At 58.1% G+C, this 18,027-nt stretch carries 16 protein-coding genes; 13 read left to right on the plus strand and 3 right to left on the minus strand.

Annotated features, from left to right (window positions below; all coding sequences use genetic code 11):
• The first annotated feature begins 41 nt into the window (after window positions 1-41).
• Genes FPL19_RS00085 through rdgC form a run of 8 tightly spaced genes read left to right on the plus strand, consistent with a single transcriptional unit; the run spans window position 42 to window position 5,814 of the window.
• Window positions 42-1,382, plus strand: a complete 1,341-nt coding sequence (locus FPL19_RS00085; RefSeq protein ID WP_150909437.1) for a TRZ/ATZ family hydrolase — start codon at window positions 42-44, stop codon at window positions 1,380-1,382.
• A 30-nt stretch (window positions 1,383-1,412) separates the two neighbouring features.
• Window positions 1,413-2,159, plus strand: a complete 747-nt coding sequence (gene ubiG, locus FPL19_RS00090; protein WP_150909439.1) for a bifunctional 2-polyprenyl-6-hydroxyphenol methylase/3-demethylubiquinol 3-O-methyltransferase UbiG — start codon at window positions 1,413-1,415, stop codon at window positions 2,157-2,159.
• Window positions 2,156-2,815: an HAD family hydrolase gene (locus FPL19_RS00095; RefSeq protein WP_404802784.1), complete on the plus strand. Its 660-nt coding sequence runs from the start codon at window positions 2,156-2,158 to the stop codon at window positions 2,813-2,815. Before ubiG ends, FPL19_RS00095 begins: the two co-directional genes overlap by 4 nt.
• Before the next feature lie 25 nt (window positions 2,816-2,840).
• Window positions 2,841-3,590 (plus strand): YciK family oxidoreductase, encoded by a 750-nt coding sequence (locus tag FPL19_RS00100; RefSeq protein ID WP_150909443.1) that lies wholly within the window; start codon window positions 2,841-2,843, stop codon window positions 3,588-3,590.
• The gene (locus tag FPL19_RS00105) at window positions 3,590-3,823 is read left to right on the plus strand and encodes a glutaredoxin family protein (protein WP_150909445.1); all 234 of its coding nucleotides are present in this window, start codon (window positions 3,590-3,592) and stop codon (window positions 3,821-3,823) included. The genes FPL19_RS00100 and FPL19_RS00105 overlap by 1 nt, the downstream gene beginning before the upstream one ends.
• A 12-nt stretch (window positions 3,824-3,835) precedes the next feature.
• On the plus strand, window positions 3,836-4,606 hold the full coding sequence (yaaA, locus tag FPL19_RS00110) for a peroxide stress protein YaaA (RefSeq protein WP_150909446.1): 771 nt from the start codon (window positions 3,836-3,838) through the stop codon (window positions 4,604-4,606).
• A gap of 26 nt (window positions 4,607-4,632) precedes the next feature.
• Window positions 4,633-4,833, plus strand: coding sequence for a DUF2788 domain-containing protein (locus tag FPL19_RS00115; RefSeq protein ID WP_150909448.1), 201 nt, complete (start codon window positions 4,633-4,635; stop codon window positions 4,831-4,833).
• 51 nt (window positions 4,834-4,884) lie between these two features.
• Window positions 4,885-5,814, plus strand: a complete 930-nt coding sequence (gene rdgC, locus FPL19_RS00120) for a recombination-associated protein RdgC (protein WP_150909450.1) — start codon at window positions 4,885-4,887, stop codon at window positions 5,812-5,814.
• Between the two features lie 15 nt (window positions 5,815-5,829).
• On the opposite strand, the gene FPL19_RS00125 is transcribed toward rdgC, so the two are convergent.
• Window positions 5,830-8,574, minus strand: a complete 2,745-nt coding sequence (locus FPL19_RS00125) for a bifunctional acetate--CoA ligase family protein/GNAT family N-acetyltransferase (protein WP_150909452.1) — start codon at window positions 8,572-8,574, stop codon at window positions 5,830-5,832.
• Between the two features lie 184 nt (window positions 8,575-8,758).
• Between FPL19_RS00125 and FPL19_RS00130 the strand changes: the two genes are divergently transcribed.
• Window positions 8,759-9,685, plus strand: a complete 927-nt coding sequence (locus FPL19_RS00130; protein ID WP_150909454.1) for a histone deacetylase family protein — start codon at window positions 8,759-8,761, stop codon at window positions 9,683-9,685.
• A gap of 7 nt (window positions 9,686-9,692) precedes the next feature.
• On the opposite strand, the gene FPL19_RS00135 is transcribed toward FPL19_RS00130, so the two are convergent.
• Complete coding sequence (locus FPL19_RS00135) at window positions 9,693-10,631, minus strand: flagellar protein MotY (protein WP_150909456.1); 939 nt, start codon at window positions 10,629-10,631, stop codon at window positions 9,693-9,695.
• Window positions 10,632-10,768: 137 nt separating this feature from the next.
• On the opposite strand from FPL19_RS00135, the gene pyrC reads away from it, so the two are divergent.
• Entirely contained in the window at window positions 10,769-11,800 is a 1,032-nt protein-coding gene (pyrC, locus tag FPL19_RS00140) for a dihydroorotase (protein WP_150909458.1), read from the plus strand.
• Window positions 11,801-11,851: 51 nt separating this feature from the next.
• Window positions 11,852-12,484, plus strand: a complete 633-nt coding sequence (gene rnt / locus FPL19_RS00145) for a ribonuclease T (RefSeq protein ID WP_150912329.1) — start codon at window positions 11,852-11,854, stop codon at window positions 12,482-12,484.
• Window positions 12,485-12,526: 42 nt separating this feature from the next.
• Here rnt and FPL19_RS00150 read toward each other — a convergent pair whose 3' ends face one another.
• Window positions 12,527-14,512 carry an SDR family oxidoreductase gene (locus FPL19_RS00150; protein ID WP_150909460.1) on the minus strand — a complete coding sequence of 662 codons (1,986 nt, stop codon included), beginning with the start codon at window positions 14,510-14,512 and terminating at the stop codon, window positions 12,527-12,529.
• Window positions 14,513-14,886: 374 nt separating this feature from the next.
• Between FPL19_RS00150 and FPL19_RS00155 the strand changes: the two genes are divergently transcribed.
• Window positions 14,887-15,186, plus strand: a complete 300-nt coding sequence (locus FPL19_RS00155) for a hypothetical protein (protein ID WP_150909462.1) — start codon at window positions 14,887-14,889, stop codon at window positions 15,184-15,186.
• Between the two features lie 12 nt (window positions 15,187-15,198).
• Window positions 15,199-18,027 (plus strand): insulinase family protein, encoded by a 2,829-nt coding sequence (locus FPL19_RS00160; RefSeq protein WP_404802785.1) that lies wholly within the window; start codon window positions 15,199-15,201, stop codon window positions 18,025-18,027.

Below are 18,027 nucleotides of genomic sequence, written 5' to 3' on the forward strand. Positions count from 1 at the left end.
CGGAAACACCCGGCCCTCACGGCTACAACAAGGCAGGATAAATGACGGCAGAGACCATAATCGCAGCAGATATCCGCATTAACGCCCGCTGGCTGATTCCGGTTCAGCCAGCCAATACCGTGCTGGACCATCAGGCCGTTCTGATACAGGGTGACCGCATTGCTGCGATTGTTACCCAGGAAGAGGCCGACAGGCGCTATCGCGCCAAGGAAGTGATCGACCTGCCCCATCACGTCCTGCTGCCCGGCCTGATCAACACCCATGGCCATGCCGCGATGTCGCTGTTCCGGGGGATGGCGGACGACCTGCCCCTGATGACCTGGCTCAATGACCACATCTGGCCCGCGGAAGGCGCCTTTATCAGCGAGGAATTCATTGCCGATGGCACCCAACTGGCGATGGCAGAGATGCTTCGCACTGGCACAACCACCTTCTCGGATATGTATTTCTTTCCAGAGATTGTCGCCCAGCTTGCCCACGATGCAGGAATGCGCGCCCAGGTGTGTTTTCCGCTGCTGGACTTCCCCACACCCTGGGGCTCGGGCCCTGAAGAATATCTGGTCAAGGGCCGGGCGTTTATCGAGCAGTGGCAGGACAACGCCTTCATTTCACCGGCGATTGGCCCTCATGCGCCCTACACAGTATCCGACGGCCCGCTGACGGAAGCCGTAGCGCTTTCAAAGGAGACCGGTGCTGCCATCCAGATTCATCTTCATGAAACCGCCTTTGAAGTGGCGGACGCCATGGAAAAGACCGGCAAGCGACCCATGGCGCGAATGGCCGAGCTCGGTCTGCTGGGACCCAACACCCAGTGCGTTCACATGACACAGATAGACGAAGCTGACCTGGGGCTACTGCAAAGCAGCGGAGCCCATGTTATTCACTGCCCCGAATCCAACCTCAAGCTGGCCAGTGGCCTGAGCCCGGTCCAGCGCATGCGCAAAGCCGGTGTCAATGTGGCCATCGGCACCGATGGTGCCGCGAGCAATAACGACCTGGACCTGTTCGGAGAGCTGGGCACCGCCGCCATGCTGGCCAAGGCGGTGGCCGAAGATGCCTCTGCCCTGTCGGCCCACGAGGCACTAGCCATGGCCACCATCGCCGGTGCAAGGGCCATTGGCCGGGAAGACGAACTGGGCTCGCTGGAGGCGGGAAAGCTGGCGGACGTGATCGCCGTCGACCTCAGCGACCCCTTCCTGCAGCCGGTGTATGATCCTGCCTCCCATCTTGTCTACAGCCGCCACGGTCGGCAGGTCAGCCACAGCTGGATTGGTGGCGTGCCTCAGGTCCAGAATGGGCACCTTACACGTATCGATGTACCGGACCTGATGCTGAGAGTGCAGAATTGGGCCGATAAAATCCGCGAGCAGCAGTCCCGCTGACACGCCATTTTCAGGATTGAGCAGATTGCCATGAGCGACCAGAACGCAGACCAACGTCAGAATGTAGACCAGGGCGAAATCGCCAAATTCAATGCCCTGGCCAGCCGCTGGTGGGACCCCACCAGCGAATTCAAACCACTGCACGACATCAACCCACTGCGGCTCAACTACATCGAGGAACGCTGCCCGCTGGCGGGAAAGCGGGCGCTGGATGTGGGTTGTGGCGGCGGCCTGTTATCTGAAGGCATGGCCCAGCGGGGCGCCCACGTAACCGGTATCGATATGGGCGAGGCGCCGCTTTCGGTGGCCAAGCTGCACGGTATGGAAAGCGGCGTCAGCGTCGATTATCGCCAGGTGACGGTGGAAGAACTTGCCAGGGATCCGGAGCACGCAGGCCAATACGATCTGGTGGCCTGCCTGGAAATGCTGGAACACGTCCCTGACCCGGCCTCTGTGGTAAAAGCCTGCGCGGCATTGCTGAAGCCCGGCGGACACCTTTTTGTGTCGACCATCAACCGTAACCCCAAGTCCTTTCTGTTCGCCATTGTCGGTGCAGAGTACGTGCTGCGGCTGCTACCCCGGGGGACTCACGAATGGCAGAAATTCATCCGTCCCTCGGAAATGTCGAACCATCTGCGCCACGCTGGCCTTGAAGTCAGCGACCTGACCGGTATGACCTATAACCCAATTACCAAGGTCTACCGGCTTGGCCGGGACGTGGATGTGAATTACCTGATGCACGCCATCGACACACGCGGGGAAGAAACATCGTCGTGACCCGTCAACCTTCTGCAGTTCTGTTTGACCTGGACGGCACACTGATCGATACCGCTCCGGATTTTATCCGGTGTCTTAACGAGCTCCGTGCGTTCCATAGCCTGGAGGCGCTCCCCCCCGAGTTTATACGCCGGTCGGTATCCAACGGTGCCCGGGCAATGATCCGCATCGGCTTCGGGCTCGAGCAGCATCAGCCCGGCTACCTGGAACTGCACACCGCTTTTCTCGACCGGTACGAAGCCGGTGTCGCCGTTGAGACAACCCTGTTTGAGGGCATGGACGAGCTGCTCAGGTCATTGGAGGCCCGCGGCATACCCTGGGGCATCGTCACCAACAAGCCGGTACGCTTTGCGGCGCCGCTGATCCAGGCGCTGGGCCTTGATAAGCGCTGCGCCACCCTGATCTGCCCGGATCATGTTGCCGAGCGCAAGCCCCATCCCGAGTCCCTTCTGCTGGCCTGCCAGCGGGCAGGAGCGGAGCCTGAAAAAGCGGTCTATGTGGGCGACCACGAGCGGGATATTGAAGCCGGCCGCAACGCCGGCATGAGAACCATCGCGGTACGCTACGGCTACATCGAAGAGCCGGAAACCGTTGATCTTTGGAACGCCGATCAGGTCGTCAATACGGTCAGCGACCTGGCAAAACTGTTACAATAGCGCCATTTGCCAACGGAGAAACACCATGAAGGACTACCAGGCCCCGGCAGATCTGCTCAAAGACCGCATCATTATGGTAACAGGTGCCGGCAGCGGCATTGGTCGAGCTGCGGCGAAGGCCTATGCAGCCCATGGCGCCACGGTAATTCTGGTGGGCCGCACGGTTTCCAAACTCGAATCCATCTACGATGAAATCGAAGCCGCCGGGTACCCCAAGCCTGCCATTGTGCCACTGAATTTTGAGGGCGCTGCGGTGAAGGATTACGAAGAGCTGGCAATGACCATCGAAGATAACTTCGACCGCCTGGACGGGCTGCTTCACAACGCCGCCATTCTGGGAAGCCGCACCCCGGTTGAGCTGTACGATCCGGAAATCTGGAACAAGGTCATGCACGTAAATGCCACGGCGCCTTTTCTGCTCAGCCGCGCGATGATTCCCCTGTTGCGAAAGTCTCCAGACGCGTCGGTGATCTTTACCTCATCCGGTGTGGGCCGGAAAGCCAAGGCCTATTGGGGAGCGTATGCTGTGTCGAAATTCGCCGTTGAAGGCCTCAGCCAGTTAATGGCCGACGAGCTGGATGATGAACGCAACAATGTTCGGGTGAACAGCCTGAACCCCGGGGCGACACGTACGAGCATGAGGTCGCTGGCCTACCCGGCGGAGAACCCCAAGCAGAATCCGACACCGGAGGAGCTGATGCCCGTTTATCTATACCTGATGGGCGCCGACAGCCGCGACGTGACCGGCCAGCAGATCGACGCGCAGCCCAAGTAATGGAACTGATTTTTTACACAACGTCCAATTGCCATTTGTGTGAAGTGGCGGAAGCTCTGCTGGTCACTACGCCCATGCCCGAGCCGATTCCCGTGGACGCGATCGACATTGCCCAGTCCGAGAAACTGGTGGAGCGTTATGGCACACGCATTCCGGTCCTTCACCGGAGCGACACCGGCGAGGAACTGGACTGGCCGTTTACCAGGGACCAGTTAATAAACTTTCTTCGATGAGGATGACCCGACATGTTGATGGTTATTTCCCCCGCCAAAACGCTGGATTATGAAAGCCCCCTGGCGACTACCAAGCACACTCAGCCAGAGTTTCTGGACGACGCCTGCGAACTGATAGACCAGCTAAAAACCCTGGAGCCCCACGACATCAGCAATCTGATGAGTGTCAGTGACAAGCTGGGGCAGCTCAACGCCGAGCGATTCCGCAGCTGGCAGACGCCCTTCACGCCGGACAACGCCCGCCAGGCCGTGCTGGCGTTCAAGGGCGACGTCTACACTGGCCTGAACGCAGAAAGCTTTAGCGATAAAGACTTCGAGGTTGCCCAAAAGCGCCTGCGCATTCTGTCGGGCCTGTATGGCGTACTGAAACCGCTGGACCTGATGCAGCCCTACCGGCTGGAGATGGGCACGCGCTTTGAAAACACCCGGGGCAAGGACCTTTACGCATTTTGGGGCAGCAAAATCACCGACGAGCTGAATCGCCTGCTAAAAGCGGACGACGGTGTGCTGGTAAACCTGGCCTCGAACGAATACTTCAAGAGCGTCCGCAAAAAAGAGCTGGATGCCCGGCTGATCACCCCGCAATTCAAGGACTGGAAAAACGGCCAGTACAAGATGATCAGCTTCTACGCCAAGAAAGCACGCGGCCTGATGTGCCGCTACGCCATCCAGAACAATATTACCCAGGCTGACGACCTGAAAGGCTTTGACCTTGAGGGCTACCGCTTCAGTGACGAGCAGTCTGATGAGAATAACTGGGTATTTTTGCGAGACGAACAGTAAACGCCACAACCCCTTCGGAGTGAGCCATGAGCGAAGCGGTTTTCGCGCAAATCTCAATGCTGGTCCTGCTGACGGGCCTGATCGTGTGGATGGGCTTTATCGTCTGGGACCTGGCCAAAAAGTCCCAGGCGGGCCGGTTCGGCACCATAGCCTTGTTTACCATCCTCGGTGCGGGGGTCGTCGGATTTATTGTTAAGACAGTGTTAGTCGAAATCATGAAAATTTGATGTATCATCGCTCCCCTTTCTGAATCGACAACACCCAAAAGGACCCGCACAATGTGGTTTCGTAATGCCCGCATTTTCCGTTTTACCAAACCATTTGAAATCACCGCCGAAGCCCTGGAAGAACAGCTTCAGGCGGACGCCTTCAAGCCCTGCGGTCCCCAGGAAACCGCTCGTCAGGGCTGGGTGCCGCCGATGGGCAAGCACAGTGACATGCTCGTTCACAGCGCTGGTGGCTGTTACCTGATTGCCCTGCGCAAAGAGGAAAAGCTGTTGCCCTCGTCCGTGGTGAAGGAGTTGGTAGACGAGAAAGCGGAAGCCATTGAAATTGAGCAGGGCCGCAAAGTGGCCCGCAAGGAAAAAGACGAGCTGAAAGAAGAAGTCACCCTGGAAATGTTGCCCCGGGCCTTCTCCAAGAACCGGCGCTGCTACGCCTATCTGTCGCCGGCCGACGGGGTACTGGTGGTGGACGCTGGCTCGGCCAAGCAGGCGGAAGATCTGGCCTCTACCCTGCGTAAAAGCATCGGCTCACTGCCTGTGCGCCCGCCGGCGGTTGAGCAGGCGCCCTCGTTCACCTTTACCGGCTGGCTGAGCGAATCTATCGATCTGCCCTCCACCATTGAACTGGGTACCGAGTGTGAACTGAAAGACCCGTCCGAAGATGGCGGCGTGGTGCGCTGCAAGGGTCTCGACCTGCAGGGTGACGATATTCGCACCCACCTGGACGCCGGCATGCTCGTCACCAAGCTGTCCCTGACCTGGGACGACAACGTGTCCTTTGTGCTGGATGAAGAACTGGGCATCAAGCGACTGAAGTTTGGCGAGACGCTCCAGGAAAAACTGGATGATGTGGACGCTGACGACGCCGCCGCCCGTTTTGACGCAGCCTTCTCCCTGATGACTCTGGAGCTGTCCCGACTGATCCCCGGGCTGCTGGAAGCCCTGGGCGGCGAAGACCGTTCAGCGATTGTCGAAGAGGCCTGAGACAGCCTGGTCTGGCTAGTGGGAGCTCTGATCCAGGCGCTCCCGCTGCCAGTCTTTCTCGGGTTCGTTAAGTACCAGCAGCAAATCCATTACATCCTCTTCCATGTTGTAACGGATCTCGAAGCCCAGGTGTTCTGCCAACCGCAGCATGGGCCGGTTGTCCGGCAGCACATTACCTACCATCTCCACCGTGCCCCTGGCCCGGCAGTAATCGATCATCTTCTGCATCAGGGCGACGCCCAGGCCTTCGCCTTTCATGCCGTCCTGCACCATCACCGCGAACTCACAGCGCAAATTATCAGCATCCGTCCAGGTCCGCACCGTGCCCAGGGTTTCCTCACCCTCGCCGTCTTGCCGGGGCGCATTGGCGATGAACACCATTTCCCGGTCGTAATCGATCTGTACCATCTGGGCGACGTCTTCCCGGGAGAAATGCTTTCGGTACTGGAAAAACCGGTAACGGATGGATTCAGGCGACTGCAGTTCATGAAACGCCCGATGCGCGGGCTCATCCTCTGCCAGTACCGGGCGGATGATCACTCGCCGACCGGATTTGGGCAGCACAATCCACTCCTCAAGCTCCCGGGGATAGGCCTGGATAATGGGCTTACCGGGCCGCTCAGACAGATCAATGGCGATATTCACTGCCACGGCGCCGTCATCATTGAACAGCAGTGGCGAGATCTCCAGCCCTCGAATTTCCGGTATATCGATGACGATCTGTGACAGGGTGACCAGGGTTTCCGACACCGCCCGAATGTCTTCTTCCGGCTTCAGACTGTGCTCGTTCAGCAGTTTGTACATATAGGTTCGACGCAGAAGCTCCCGGGCCAGCACCATATTCAGCGGCGGCAGTGCAATCTGACGGTCGGTCATCACATTGATCTGGGCACCGGCGGCGCCGCAGACCACAAGCGGGCCGAACAGGTGGTCGCGAGTAATGCCGACACTGAATTCGATTCCACCCACATGCTGGTAGGAACGCTGCACCGCATAACCCAGAAATCCGCTGTCCGGGTAATGGTACTGGTATTCCTCCATCAGAAACCGGCAGGAGTCTATGATCGCGCCTTCGCTGTTCAGCTTCTGCACCGTGCCCTTGTAGCGTCGCTGACCCGGACTCATGGAAACAAAGGGAACACAGGATCGTTCGTGAATCAGGGTGATATCAATGGGGCGGCGTTCAACGGCAAAGGCCTCCAGTACCTCCTCTACATCGTCGCAGTAGATGGTATCGACCGTGTTGATGCCGTAATCCCGCACCACATCACGTGATTCCCTGTTGGTCAGACAGTAACGTCTGTCCCGCAGCGCCTCAGTCACCACACGTCGGGTCTGGGACCTGTCAGCCAGGTGATCGGTGAAGGATTCCGGTGTTTCGGTGAGCAGCCGCTGTACCCGCTGGTGACGAACATGCTGCATGAACGCCGTCACCGCTTTTTCCGGGTTGAAGAAAGATGGCAGGCCCGCACGGTAAAACTCTTCACGGGCGTCCATCACTGTGCTCTGCCCCAGCCAACAGGTGAACACATTCAGCCGAGTACCCTTGGCCGCCCGAACCACCGCATCGGCAATCTGCAGGCTGTCTTCTGTCAGCGTGGGGGCGTACATCACCAGGAGGTTGGTGATCTGGGTATCCTTTGCGAGGATCTTTACTGCAGATGCATAGAGCTCCGGCGAAGCGTCATACCCCAGATCGATAGGGTTTTTACGGCTCCAGTAAGGAGGAAGATACCCCCCCAGTTCGTTGAGCGTATCGTCCGAAAGCCTTGCCAGTTCGCCATCCAGGGACGCCAGCCGGTCCACAGCAAGCACGCCGGGCCCCACGCCATTCGCCATTATTGCCAGGCTTTCCTTACGCAAGGCTCGCATCCGGGTGAGCGTTTCCAGGGCGTCAAACATCTGCCCTAGCCCGTCCACCCTCAGCACACCCGCCCGCTGCAACATGGCGTCATAGATAGGATCGCTCTGGGTAAGGCCTGCCGGCAATTCGTGGGGGATCCATTCTGATTCGGGAACCCTGCCGCTTTTCACCGCGATGACCGGCTTGGTACGGGAAGCGACGCGCACTGCTGACATAAAGCGCCTGGGATTGGGAATACTTTCGATGTGCAGGAGAATCGCCCGGGTCTGGGTATCCTGGGCCAGGTAATCGATCAGGTCATCGTGGTCGATGTCCATGCCATCGCCCAGCGTCAGGAAATAGCTAAAGCCGACGCCCCGGGCAAAGGCCCAGTCAATGATGGAGCTGGCGATGGTGCCGGACTGTCCGATGAACGCCACCTTTCCCGGAATGGCACCCATGTGGGCGTAGGTGGCGTTGAGTTTGCGGGCGGGTACCATGAGGCCGATGGTGTTGGGGCCAAGCACCCGTATGCCACTGTCCCTGGCGGCCTTGCGCACGGAATACATCAGCGGCTGGCCGGTTTTGCTGTGACTGCGTGACATGCCGCCGGTCATCACTATTGCCGTGCGGATACCGGCTTCCCCAAGCTTGCGAACCATTTTGGGAACCGTTGCCGGTGGCGTGCAGACGATCGCCAGATCTGTGCGCTGGGGCAACTGGGAGACCTTGCGAACGCAGGGAACGCCATGAACGTTGTCGTAGTGATTGCGGTTAATCACCCACAACTTGCCTTCGTAACCGCCACCCATCAGGTTGCGCAATACCATGCCGCCGAGATTATCTGCGCGCTCCGAGGCGCCAACCACCACGATCGAGCCGGGGTTGAACAGGCTTTCCAGATAACGGGTGCTCACGCTGCTGGCCTCCTTGTGGGTGTTAATCCTGACTCTGCTGCGATGACCGATTCCTATCTTAGGCGCTTGAGCATTAATGGGAAATGCTCCAGCGGATCTACGACCAAAGAAATCAGGTAAGCGCCGATTATCCCTGATAACATTTGCCAGATTACAGTAATAACAGAGTGTCGGGGCCAGCCGTATGACAACCGGATTTTTTTCTCACGACGATTACACCAGACATGTCATGGCGCCTGATCACCCGGAGTGCCCGGAGCGACTGACGTCCATCATCAGCTATCTTGGCCAGACCGGCCTGGACCAGACCCTGGACTGGGTAAAGCCGGAAGAAATCACCCGCGACCAGCTGCTGCTGGCGCATCCGGAGGGCTACCTGCACCAGCTGGAACTGATGCAACCCACCAAGGGCCGCGTTTACACCGACCCCGACACCGCCATGATGCCCCACACCCTCAGGGCCGCCCGCCTTGCTGCCGGCGCCAATATTCAGGCAGTGGACATGGTACTCAGCAGCCAGCTCACCAACGCGTTCGTGTGCGCCCGCCCCCCGGGGCATCACGCCGAACGCAGCAAATCCATGGGCTTCTGTTTCTACAACAACGTCGCGCTGGCAGCCAAACGCGCGCTGAACTTCCACCATCTGGAGCGGGTCGCCATCATTGATTTTGATGTGCATCAGGGCAATGGAACCGTGGACATTGTTGGTGGCGATGAGCGTATTCTGATGTGCTCCAGCTTCCAGCACCCCTTCTACCCGCACTCCCATGTGCATCGTCAGGCGGAGAACATCATCAATACGCCGATTTCAGCCGGCGAATCGGCCCTGAACTACCGGAAGATTGTTGAAGAGGCGTGGCTGAAGAGACTGCAGGATTTCCGGCCGCAAATGGTGCTGATTTCCGCGGGTTTTGACGGCCACAAGCTGGACCCGCTGGCGGAACTGAACCTGGAAGCGGACGACTACCGCTGGCTGACGGAAATGCTGGCCAGCGTCGCCCGTGACCACGCCAACGACCGGATCATCTCCACGCTGGAGGGCGGGTATCACCTGAAGGCTCTGGCGGAAAGCGTGAATGCCCACCTGGAAGTGCTCAGCCAGATTCACTGACCTGCTACTAGCTGTTTGGCGCGCCGGACTCGTAGCCCTGGGCCTGCTGCAAATCTGGACGCTCGCCTTCCCGCTGAAGGCGAATGGTGGTCCGCCGGTTATCTGCGGGCCGGTTGGACACCGGATACTGATCCGCATGGGCCCGCACAATCACCAGGTCTTCCGGAACACCCTGGCTGGTCAGATAATCCGCCACCACGTTGGCCCGCTCCTCAGATAGAACCCGATTGTTAATTCGGCTGCCACTGCTATCGGTGTGGCCATCCACAAACACACGCTCGACGGTGGAGTCCGCCAGGACGTAGGTCACGATGTTATCGAGAAGACCTCGGTCGGCGTTTGACAAGCTAGTGCTGCCGGGACCGAACGGCACCCGCGAGCGCTTGATCTGATCGTAGTTAACCGGCAGCAAACCGGCGGTGCAGGAACGATAGGCGGGAAACTGCCCGGAAAAATTGATATTGGAGACTCGAACCCGCACGGGACGCCCGTCGAACCAGGATTCACGGGTGACTGTCGGGCTCATGCCCTCCATCAGCCCCTGGATCAGGATCATCGCCTTGCGCTCGTCCAGCTGCACCTGCCGCCGACCGTCAGAGACCGATACCATACCCACTGGCCTTGGCTTGATACCGGGGCGCCAGGCCGGCGCCTCAACGACCATGCGTCCGTTACCCGGGCGCATAAGGGCCAGTTCCGATTCCAGGAAGAAAGACAGATCCTCACCGGCCCGGTGCTTGAATACTGCGCGCCCATAACCCGGCACCTCATGCACCAGGGTGCACTCGAACACCGACTGAGACAGGTACCACTGGCTGTTTTCAATGCCCGCACCATAGGTTGCCGCCTGAATTCCAGGCGTGATGGCGGCAAAGATCAACGCCACAGCAGCGCTCACTCTGGTGCCGCGCAAAAATCTCCGGGAATCGTCTGACAATCTGGCCATGTTGCCGGTCCGTAAATTGAATTCACTCTACGGTGCTTTACGGCAGGTGTTGGCAATTCTTTAGGCCTCTGACGGAAACAATCGAGAGTCGGTTCTGGTATAATCCGCCAAATTTTTAGCCCTGCCGGAACCGCAAAATGACCGATCAACTCACCATCACCCGCCCTGACGACTGGCACCTGCACGTCCGCGACGGCGATATTCTCAAGGATGTGGTTCCGGCAACCGCGCGCCATTTTGGCCGCGCCATCATCATGCCGAACCTGACGCCGCCAGTGACCGACGCCGCCGCCGCATTGGCTTATCAGGAGCGAATAATGGCGGCCGCCGGTGACGCGAATTTCACCCCGCTGATGACCCTATACCTGACCGAGGCAACCACCCCGGACGACATACGGGTTGCGAAAAGCGCAGGCGTTGTTGCTGCCAAACTCTACCCCGCCGGTGCGACCACCAATTCAGAATCAGGCGTGACCGACATCCGCCGGATCTATCCGGTACTTCAGGCAATGAGTGACTGTGGCATGCTGCTGCTGGTTCACGGCGAAGTTACCGATGCAGACATCGATATCTTCGATCGGGAGAAGGTATTTCTGGAGCGGGTACTGGCACCAACCCTGGAGGCATTCCCGGCCCTGAAAGTGGTGCTGGAGCACATCACCACCGCGGATTCTGCCGAATTTGTCTCGCAACACCAGGATGGCCGGCTAGCCGCAACCATCACCCCCCAGCATCTGATGTACAACCGGAACCACCTGCTGGTGGGCGGCATTCGGCCGCACCTTTATTGCCTGCCAATTCTAAAGCGTAACCGCCACCAGCAGGCACTGCGGGATGCGGTGGTCAGCGGCGATCACCGGTTCTTCCTGGGAACCGATTCCGCGCCTCACTCCCGGGACCGCAAGGAAACCGCCTGCGGCTGTGCTGGCTGTTATTCCGCCTTCAGCGCCCTGCCACTGTACGCCGAGGTTTTCGAAGAACTCGGGGTGCTGGGGAATCTGGAAGCCTTCGCCAGTTTCAACGGAGCGGACTTCTACGGCCTGCCGCGAAACCGGGATACCGTCACCCTCGTAAAGACACCCTGGCAGATGCCGCAGACCCTCCCCCTGGCGGACGGTGAAATCGTACCCCTGAGGGCGGGTGAGCAACTACTCTGGCAAGTCGCCTAAACACAAATTTCTGGAGTTCCAGTGACTGAAGAAACCAAACCGCCGCACCCCATGTCGCGCCGCTTCCGCGGCTTTCTGCCGGTCGTGGTTGATGTTGAAACCGGCGGATTCAATCCGGAAACCGATGCCCTGCTGGAAATCGCAGCGGTGATTCTGACCATGGACGAGGACGGTTGGCTCAGACGCTCTGAAACTCATCTGCGGCAAATTGATCCATTCGAAGGTGCCAACCTGGAGCAATCCGCGCTGGACTTCACCGGGATTGACCCATGGAGTTCAGAACGGGAAGCCGTCCCAGAGCGGGAAGGCCTGAGCGAGATCTTCAGTCCCATCCGCAAAGCAGTGAAGGCACACGACTGCAAGCGTGCGGTGCTGGTTGGCCATAACGCCACCTTCGACCACAATTTCGTCTTCGCAGCAGCCATGCGCGCCGATATACGGCGCAACCCGTTCCACCCTTTCTCCACGTTCGACACCGCTACGCTGGCGGGACTTGCCTATGGCCACACGGTATTGGCCCAGGCCTGCAAACTGGCCGGTATTCCCTTCAGCAACAAGGAAGCCCATTCCGCTGCCTATGACGCCGAGAAAACGGCCGACCTGTTCTGTGGCATTGTGAACCGCTGGCGCGAGATTGGCGGATTTCCGCCACCACCGCCCGAGACAGACGAAGAAACCCCATAAAAAAACCCCGCCGAAGCGGGGTTTTTTTCAAAGCCGAATCGCTTACCAGTAGATACCGCGCATAATGGAGGCAAACGCCACCTGCTCGGTCGATACCTTGGGCCTCTGGCCGGATTTGCTGCCAGCGGCCGCCGGGGAATCGGGGAACATCCGGTAACCGGTGTTCATCACGATCTCACCCATCTTCGGCGCGACTGCGTGCAGCACCTGAGCGAAGGTGCCCAGACGGGTTGCGATGCGCTTCGGACGGTAAATCAGAGCGTTGGCCACCATATCCGCTGCTTCGTCGGGTGACAGGGTCGGAACCGAGTCGTAGATCTTGGTCGGTGCAATCATAGGCGTCTTCACCAACGGCATACTGATGGTGGTGAATGTGACATTACGGTCCGACCATTCTGACGCTGCACAACGGCTGAACGCATCAAGGGCGGATTTCGACGCTACATAGGCCGAGAAACGCGGCGCGTTGGTCAGCACACCGATAGACGAAATGTTGACGATGTGACCGCGACGACGCTCGAGCATTTTCGGTGCAAAGCCCATGATCAGGCGAACAGAGCCGAAGTAGTTCAGAGACATGGTGCGTTCAAAGTCGTGGAAGCGGTCGAAGGACAGGTCCAGTGAACGACGGATTGAACGGCCGGCGTTGTTGATCAGGAAATCCACATGGCCGTGGTTATCCAGAACGCTCTTCACGAAACGATCAGCGTCGTCCATTTCAGCAAAATCGCACTGGTAGGCATGGACATTACCGCCGCGGGCTTCGAGTTCCGCTGCCACTTCTGCCAGTCGCTCCTTCTTCCGCGCACCAATGACCAGAATTGCGCCTGCATCGGCAAGCTTTTCAGCCGTCGCCAGGCCAATGCCCGAGGTACCGCCGGTGACCACACACACCTTGCCCTCTACCGTGCCACGCAGGGTGCGATCCTTGAACAGATCGGGATCCAGATTGCGCTCCCAGAAATCCCAGATGACGGGTGCATAATCTTCCAGCCTGGGCACTTCAATATCCGTGCCCTTCAGCACGCGCTCGGTCTCCCGGGCATCGAACTTGGTCGGATAATTGATAAAGGACAGCACTGACGGCGGGATACCCATATCGTCCAGAACCGCAGACGTGAGGCGCTTCACCGGCGGCAGGTTTTTCAGGCTCTGGCGGATAAACGGCGGGATGAAACCGAACATCCGCGAATCAATACGCATCGCCATGCGCGGCGCATGGCCCGCTTCGGCGAAGATGTTCAGAATTTCGCCAACCTTGTTTGGGCTTGAATCCACGAGGTGGAAACAGTTGCCATCTTCCCCTTCCAGATGAGCAATGTGGTCAAGCGCGTTGACCACAAAGTCTACCGGCACGATATTCAGGTATCCGCCTTCGACACCGATAGTAGGAACCCACTGCGGCAGTGCGTGACGGATTTTCTGGATCATCTTGAAGAAGTAGTAGGGGCCGTCGACCTTGTCCATCTCACCGGTCTTGGAGTGCCCGATCACCATACCCGGACGATAGATGCGGAAAGGCACCTTGCAGCTCTCGCGAACCACCTTTTCGGATTCGTGCTTGGTCTTCAGGTAGGGGTGATCAAGCTTCTCCGCTTCCTCGAACATATCTTCTCGGAAAGTGCCCTTGAACAGGCCGGCGGCAGCAATAGACGACACATGATGGAAGCATTTCGCGCCCATGGCCTCAGCGGCGTTTACCGCGCTGCGGGTACCTTCGATGTTTGTCGCCTGCTGGGCCTCTTCATCGGCACCCATATCGTAGACGGCGGCAAGGTGGAAGAAATGATCAATGTTGCCTTTCAGCGATTTCATGGTCTTGGCATCGATGCCCAGGTTTGGGCTGGTAAGATCACCAACCACCGCCTTGACTCGGTTCTCGTCAGCGCCCCATCGCTCCCGCAGCACATCCAGCTTGCCCTGGGATTGTTCCCGAACCAGAACGTAAACAGTGCCACCACGAGCCAGCAGCTTGTCAACGAGGAAACGTCCGATAAAACCGGTGCCACCCGTCAGAAAGTAGTTCATTGATTATCCACCCTGCTTATAAAACAATTGTTGTCTGTCCCTGTTTTCCGCTCTGACCGGAACCAGTAGCCGACCCTTGGCAGAAAACGTTGGCATTGTACTCAAATGCATTCCTCATGTATTGAACTTTTTTAGAGCAAATACTCATTTAAGCCATTGTTTTATTTAGAGCTTCTACTCTATAAATCAGCCCGGGGCTGCAATACGATCTGTCCATACATAAGGCATACTGAAATTGAGACTAGCACATGGTTTTCAGGCTGCCCGCAAATCGCCGTCATTACACCCTTGAAATGAAACTGGCCGCCAGCAGTGACATAATCAGATGCGCGTTTTTTCCGTCTTCCACTCCATTTCGATCTGGTATACGTACTATGCAGAACAGTGATCCGAATGCTGACCGATACATCACCATTGCCCGCGCCTGCCTGAAGGCCATCAACGACACCGCGGCAGACGCCGGTAGCCGAGAAGAGAAAATTCAGGCGGTGTACGAGGCAATCGACAAGGCCTTCAAGGCCGAATTTGCGGATTATCACCAGGCGGTGGCGGTGATGAGCACCGTGCTTGAGCGAATAGCCAGTGGCCAGCTTGATGCCCAGGCTGCCGCCAGCCTGGCGCGCAAAACCCTGGACCAGCAACCGGAAACAACCCGAAACGCACAGATTCACTGACAGGCGGGCGATATGAATCAGATGACACTACTCCGGTCGGCAGGGCTCGCCCTGCTGGCCCTGATAATGATGACCGGCCAGGCGTTGGCGGCGAGTGCTCCCATCAAAAGCCCCAACGATGACAACGATTACCGGTACATTACCCTCGATAACGAGTTGAGAGTGCTTCTGATCAGCGACCCTGATTCCGACAAGGCTGCGGCGTCCATGAATGTAGCCGTTGGCAGCGGCAACGACCCGGCTGATCGCGAGGGCATGGCCCACTTTCTTGAACATATGCTGTTTCTGGGTACCGAAAAATATCCGGACCCGGGCGAGTACCAGCAGTTCATCAAAAGTCATGGTGGCAGCCATAACGCGTTCACCGCTTTCCGCGATACCAATTATTTCTTCGACATACAGGCCGAACATCTGGAAGCGGCACTGGACCGCTTTGCCGAACAGTTCGCCGCACCGCTGTTTACGCCCGAACTGGTCGACCGCGAGCGCCAGGCCGTGCACTCGGAATTCAGCTCCAAACAGAAAGAGGATGGCCGGCGTTTCTATTCCGTGAAAAAGGCCATAAGCAATCCGGAACATCCTTTTCATCAGTTTGCGGTAGGCAATCTGACCACCCTCCAGAACACCGACGCCGACCCATTGCGGCCGGACCTGATTGATTTCTGGAAGGCGAACTACTCATCCAACTTGATGACCCTGGCGGTTTATGGCCCGCAGTCCCTGCATAAACTGGAAACCATGGTCCGGGAGCGCTTCGGCGACATTGAAAACCGGAACCTGGACATCAAAACCTTTGAGGAGCCATTGTATGAGCCGGGCACCCTGCCCGCCCGGGTTGAAGTAGATGCCCTGAAAGACATTCGCACCCTGTCCCTTTCTTTTCCGATTCCGTCACAGCAGAAGCACTATCGAGACAAACCGGTCAATTACATTGCCAGCCTGCTGGGCCATGAGGGACCAGGCAGCCTGTTCACCCAGCTGAAGCAGGCCGGCCTGGTGGAAAGCCTGTCCGCTGGCAGCGGCATGGATACCGGCACCCAGGAAACCGTGGAAATCAGCATGTCGCTGACGCCAGAGGGCCTCAAGAAAACCGACAGCATTCTTGACCTCACCTTCGCCTACATCGACAAGATCCGTAACAAAGGCATCTCCAGATCCCGGTTCGAGGAAATGAAGCAACTGGCCAACATTGATTTTCGCTTTCGTGAAAATCAGGATCCGATCAGTGCCGTCACTCGACTTTCAATGCAGATGCCCCATGTGGCACCGGAAGACGTGTTGCGTGCCCCCTGGATGATGGAGAATTACGTTCCTGGCCAGTACCGGGACATCCTTGAGCGCCTGACTCCGGAAAACGTCTTGGTTGCAATACAGGCACCGGACCCGGAGCTGGAATCCGCCCGCAAAACCCAGTGGTACGATGCCGAATATGCCATCGAACCGCTGGAAAAGGGGTCCATTAACCCTGCGGCAGCCAGTCGTGCAGCGAACCTGGCGTTGCCAATGGACAACCCTTTCATCCCCGAAGATCTAGCCATGATTTCAGGCCCGACCATGGGCGAGCCGGTGTCCCTTGGCAAGGTTGATGGCATTAATATCTGGTACGCCCGGGACGTCCGCTTTGATACCCCTAAAGCCAATGTGTTTATCGGACTAAGAACACCGGCTACCACCGCATCGGCGCGCAGCAACGTGCTGTCTGGCCTGTTGATTGATGCCATCGAGACCAACCTCAATGCCTGGGCCTACCCGGCGCAACTTGCGGGTCTGGATTACAGCATCTATTCACACCTGCGGGGCATCACCATCCGCGTGGGCGGATACAACGATAAACTGCACACCCTGATGATGCGGATGCTGACCCAGATCGCCGACCCTACCCTGACGCAACAGCGATTCAACATTACCCGGGAGCGTATGATCGATGGCCTGCTCAACAAGGCCAAAGATCGCCCGGTCGAGCAGACTTCGGAATTTATACAGACCGCGCTGATCGAGAACGTCTTCAGCACGGAAGAGAAACTTGCGGCGGCGCGCAGCGTCACCTTTGACGAGCTACAGTCCTTCGCAGAAGCGTTTCTGTCACAGGTTGATCCGGTAATGCTCGCCCACGGCAATCTGACCCCGGCGTCTGCCCTTAATTACGCCCGGCAGATCAGTGCTTCGGTGTTGCAACAGAGCGAACTGACAGAGGTTCCCCGCAGCCACGTGCGGACTTTGCCGGAAAGCGAGACAGTGGTGGCGATCGAAGTGGACCATCCCGACACCGGCTACACGCTTTACGCCCAGGGTGATAGCACCGGCGTTGCCGAGCGCGCCACCTACCGGCTGCTGGCACAGATTGTCGCCAGCCCGTTCTACGAGGAAATTCGCACAAACCGGCAGCTTGGCTACATCGTCTATGCCATGCCCTACGAAATTCTGGAAACGCCGGCACTGGGATTTGTGGTGCAATCGCCTTCCGCCAGTCCCGATGTCATTAATGCCGCGGTACAGGACTTTTCGAAAGCGTTCATGAACACGCTTGCGGATATGAAACCCTCAGATCTGACCCGGGAGAAACAGGCGGTGATCAGCAAGCTGCTGGAGGCCGACCGGCAACTGGGGGAGATTTCCCAGCGCTACTGGCAGGAAATTGACCGGGGAGAAACAGACTTCGATTCCCGGCAACAGCTGGCCGAGGCCATTCGCAAAGTGTCTCATGCGGACCTGATGGAAACTTTCCAGAGCAAGGTAGTTGAACGCCAGCAGGCCCTGCGGGTAATCACCCGGAAGGAAGCGTCGGGCGCAGAGTCGGTGATGGACATGCTGCGCCAGCGCCCTTACGTGCCTGCCCCCTGA

The organism is Marinobacter halotolerans, from assembly GCF_008795985.1.
Classification (GTDB): Bacteria; Pseudomonadota; Gammaproteobacteria; order Pseudomonadales; family Oleiphilaceae; genus Marinobacter; species Marinobacter halotolerans.

What these genes read in the sequence shown, in the direction of transcription:
- FPL19_RS00155 (WP_150909462.1), top strand. Translation starts at nt 14,887, where the DNA reads ATGCAGAACAGTGATCCGAATGCTGACCGATACATCACCATTGCCCGC.
- rdgC (WP_150909450.1), top strand. Translation starts at nt 4,885, where the DNA reads ATGTGGTTTCGTAATGCCCGCATTTTCCGTTTTACCAAACCATTTGAA.
- yaaA (WP_150909446.1), top strand. Translation starts at nt 3,836, where the DNA reads ATGTTGATGGTTATTTCCCCCGCCAAAACGCTGGATTATGAAAGCCCC.
- rnt (WP_150912329.1), top strand. Translation starts at nt 11,852, where the DNA reads ATGTCGCGCCGCTTCCGCGGCTTTCTGCCGGTCGTGGTTGATGTTGAA.
- FPL19_RS00160 (WP_404802785.1), top strand. Translation starts at nt 15,199, where the DNA reads ATGAATCAGATGACACTACTCCGGTCGGCAGGGCTCGCCCTGCTGGCC.
- ubiG (WP_150909439.1), top strand. Translation starts at nt 1,413, where the DNA reads ATGAGCGACCAGAACGCAGACCAACGTCAGAATGTAGACCAGGGCGAA.
- FPL19_RS00130 (WP_150909454.1), top strand. Translation starts at nt 8,759, where the DNA reads ATGACAACCGGATTTTTTTCTCACGACGATTACACCAGACATGTCATG.
- FPL19_RS00105 (WP_150909445.1), top strand. Translation starts at nt 3,590, where the DNA reads ATGGAACTGATTTTTTACACAACGTCCAATTGCCATTTGTGTGAAGTG.
- pyrC (WP_150909458.1), top strand. Translation starts at nt 10,769, where the DNA reads ATGACCGATCAACTCACCATCACCCGCCCTGACGACTGGCACCTGCAC.
- FPL19_RS00085 (WP_150909437.1), top strand. Translation starts at nt 42, where the DNA reads ATGACGGCAGAGACCATAATCGCAGCAGATATCCGCATTAACGCCCGC.
- FPL19_RS00135 (WP_150909456.1), bottom strand. Translation starts at nt 10,631, where the DNA reads ATGGCCAGATTGTCAGACGATTCCCGGAGATTTTTGCGCGGCACCAGA.
- FPL19_RS00150 (WP_150909460.1), bottom strand. Translation starts at nt 14,512, where the DNA reads ATGAACTACTTTCTGACGGGTGGCACCGGTTTTATCGGACGTTTCCTC.
- FPL19_RS00115 (WP_150909448.1), top strand. Translation starts at nt 4,633, where the DNA reads ATGAGCGAAGCGGTTTTCGCGCAAATCTCAATGCTGGTCCTGCTGACG.
- FPL19_RS00100 (WP_150909443.1), top strand. Translation starts at nt 2,841, where the DNA reads ATGAAGGACTACCAGGCCCCGGCAGATCTGCTCAAAGACCGCATCATT.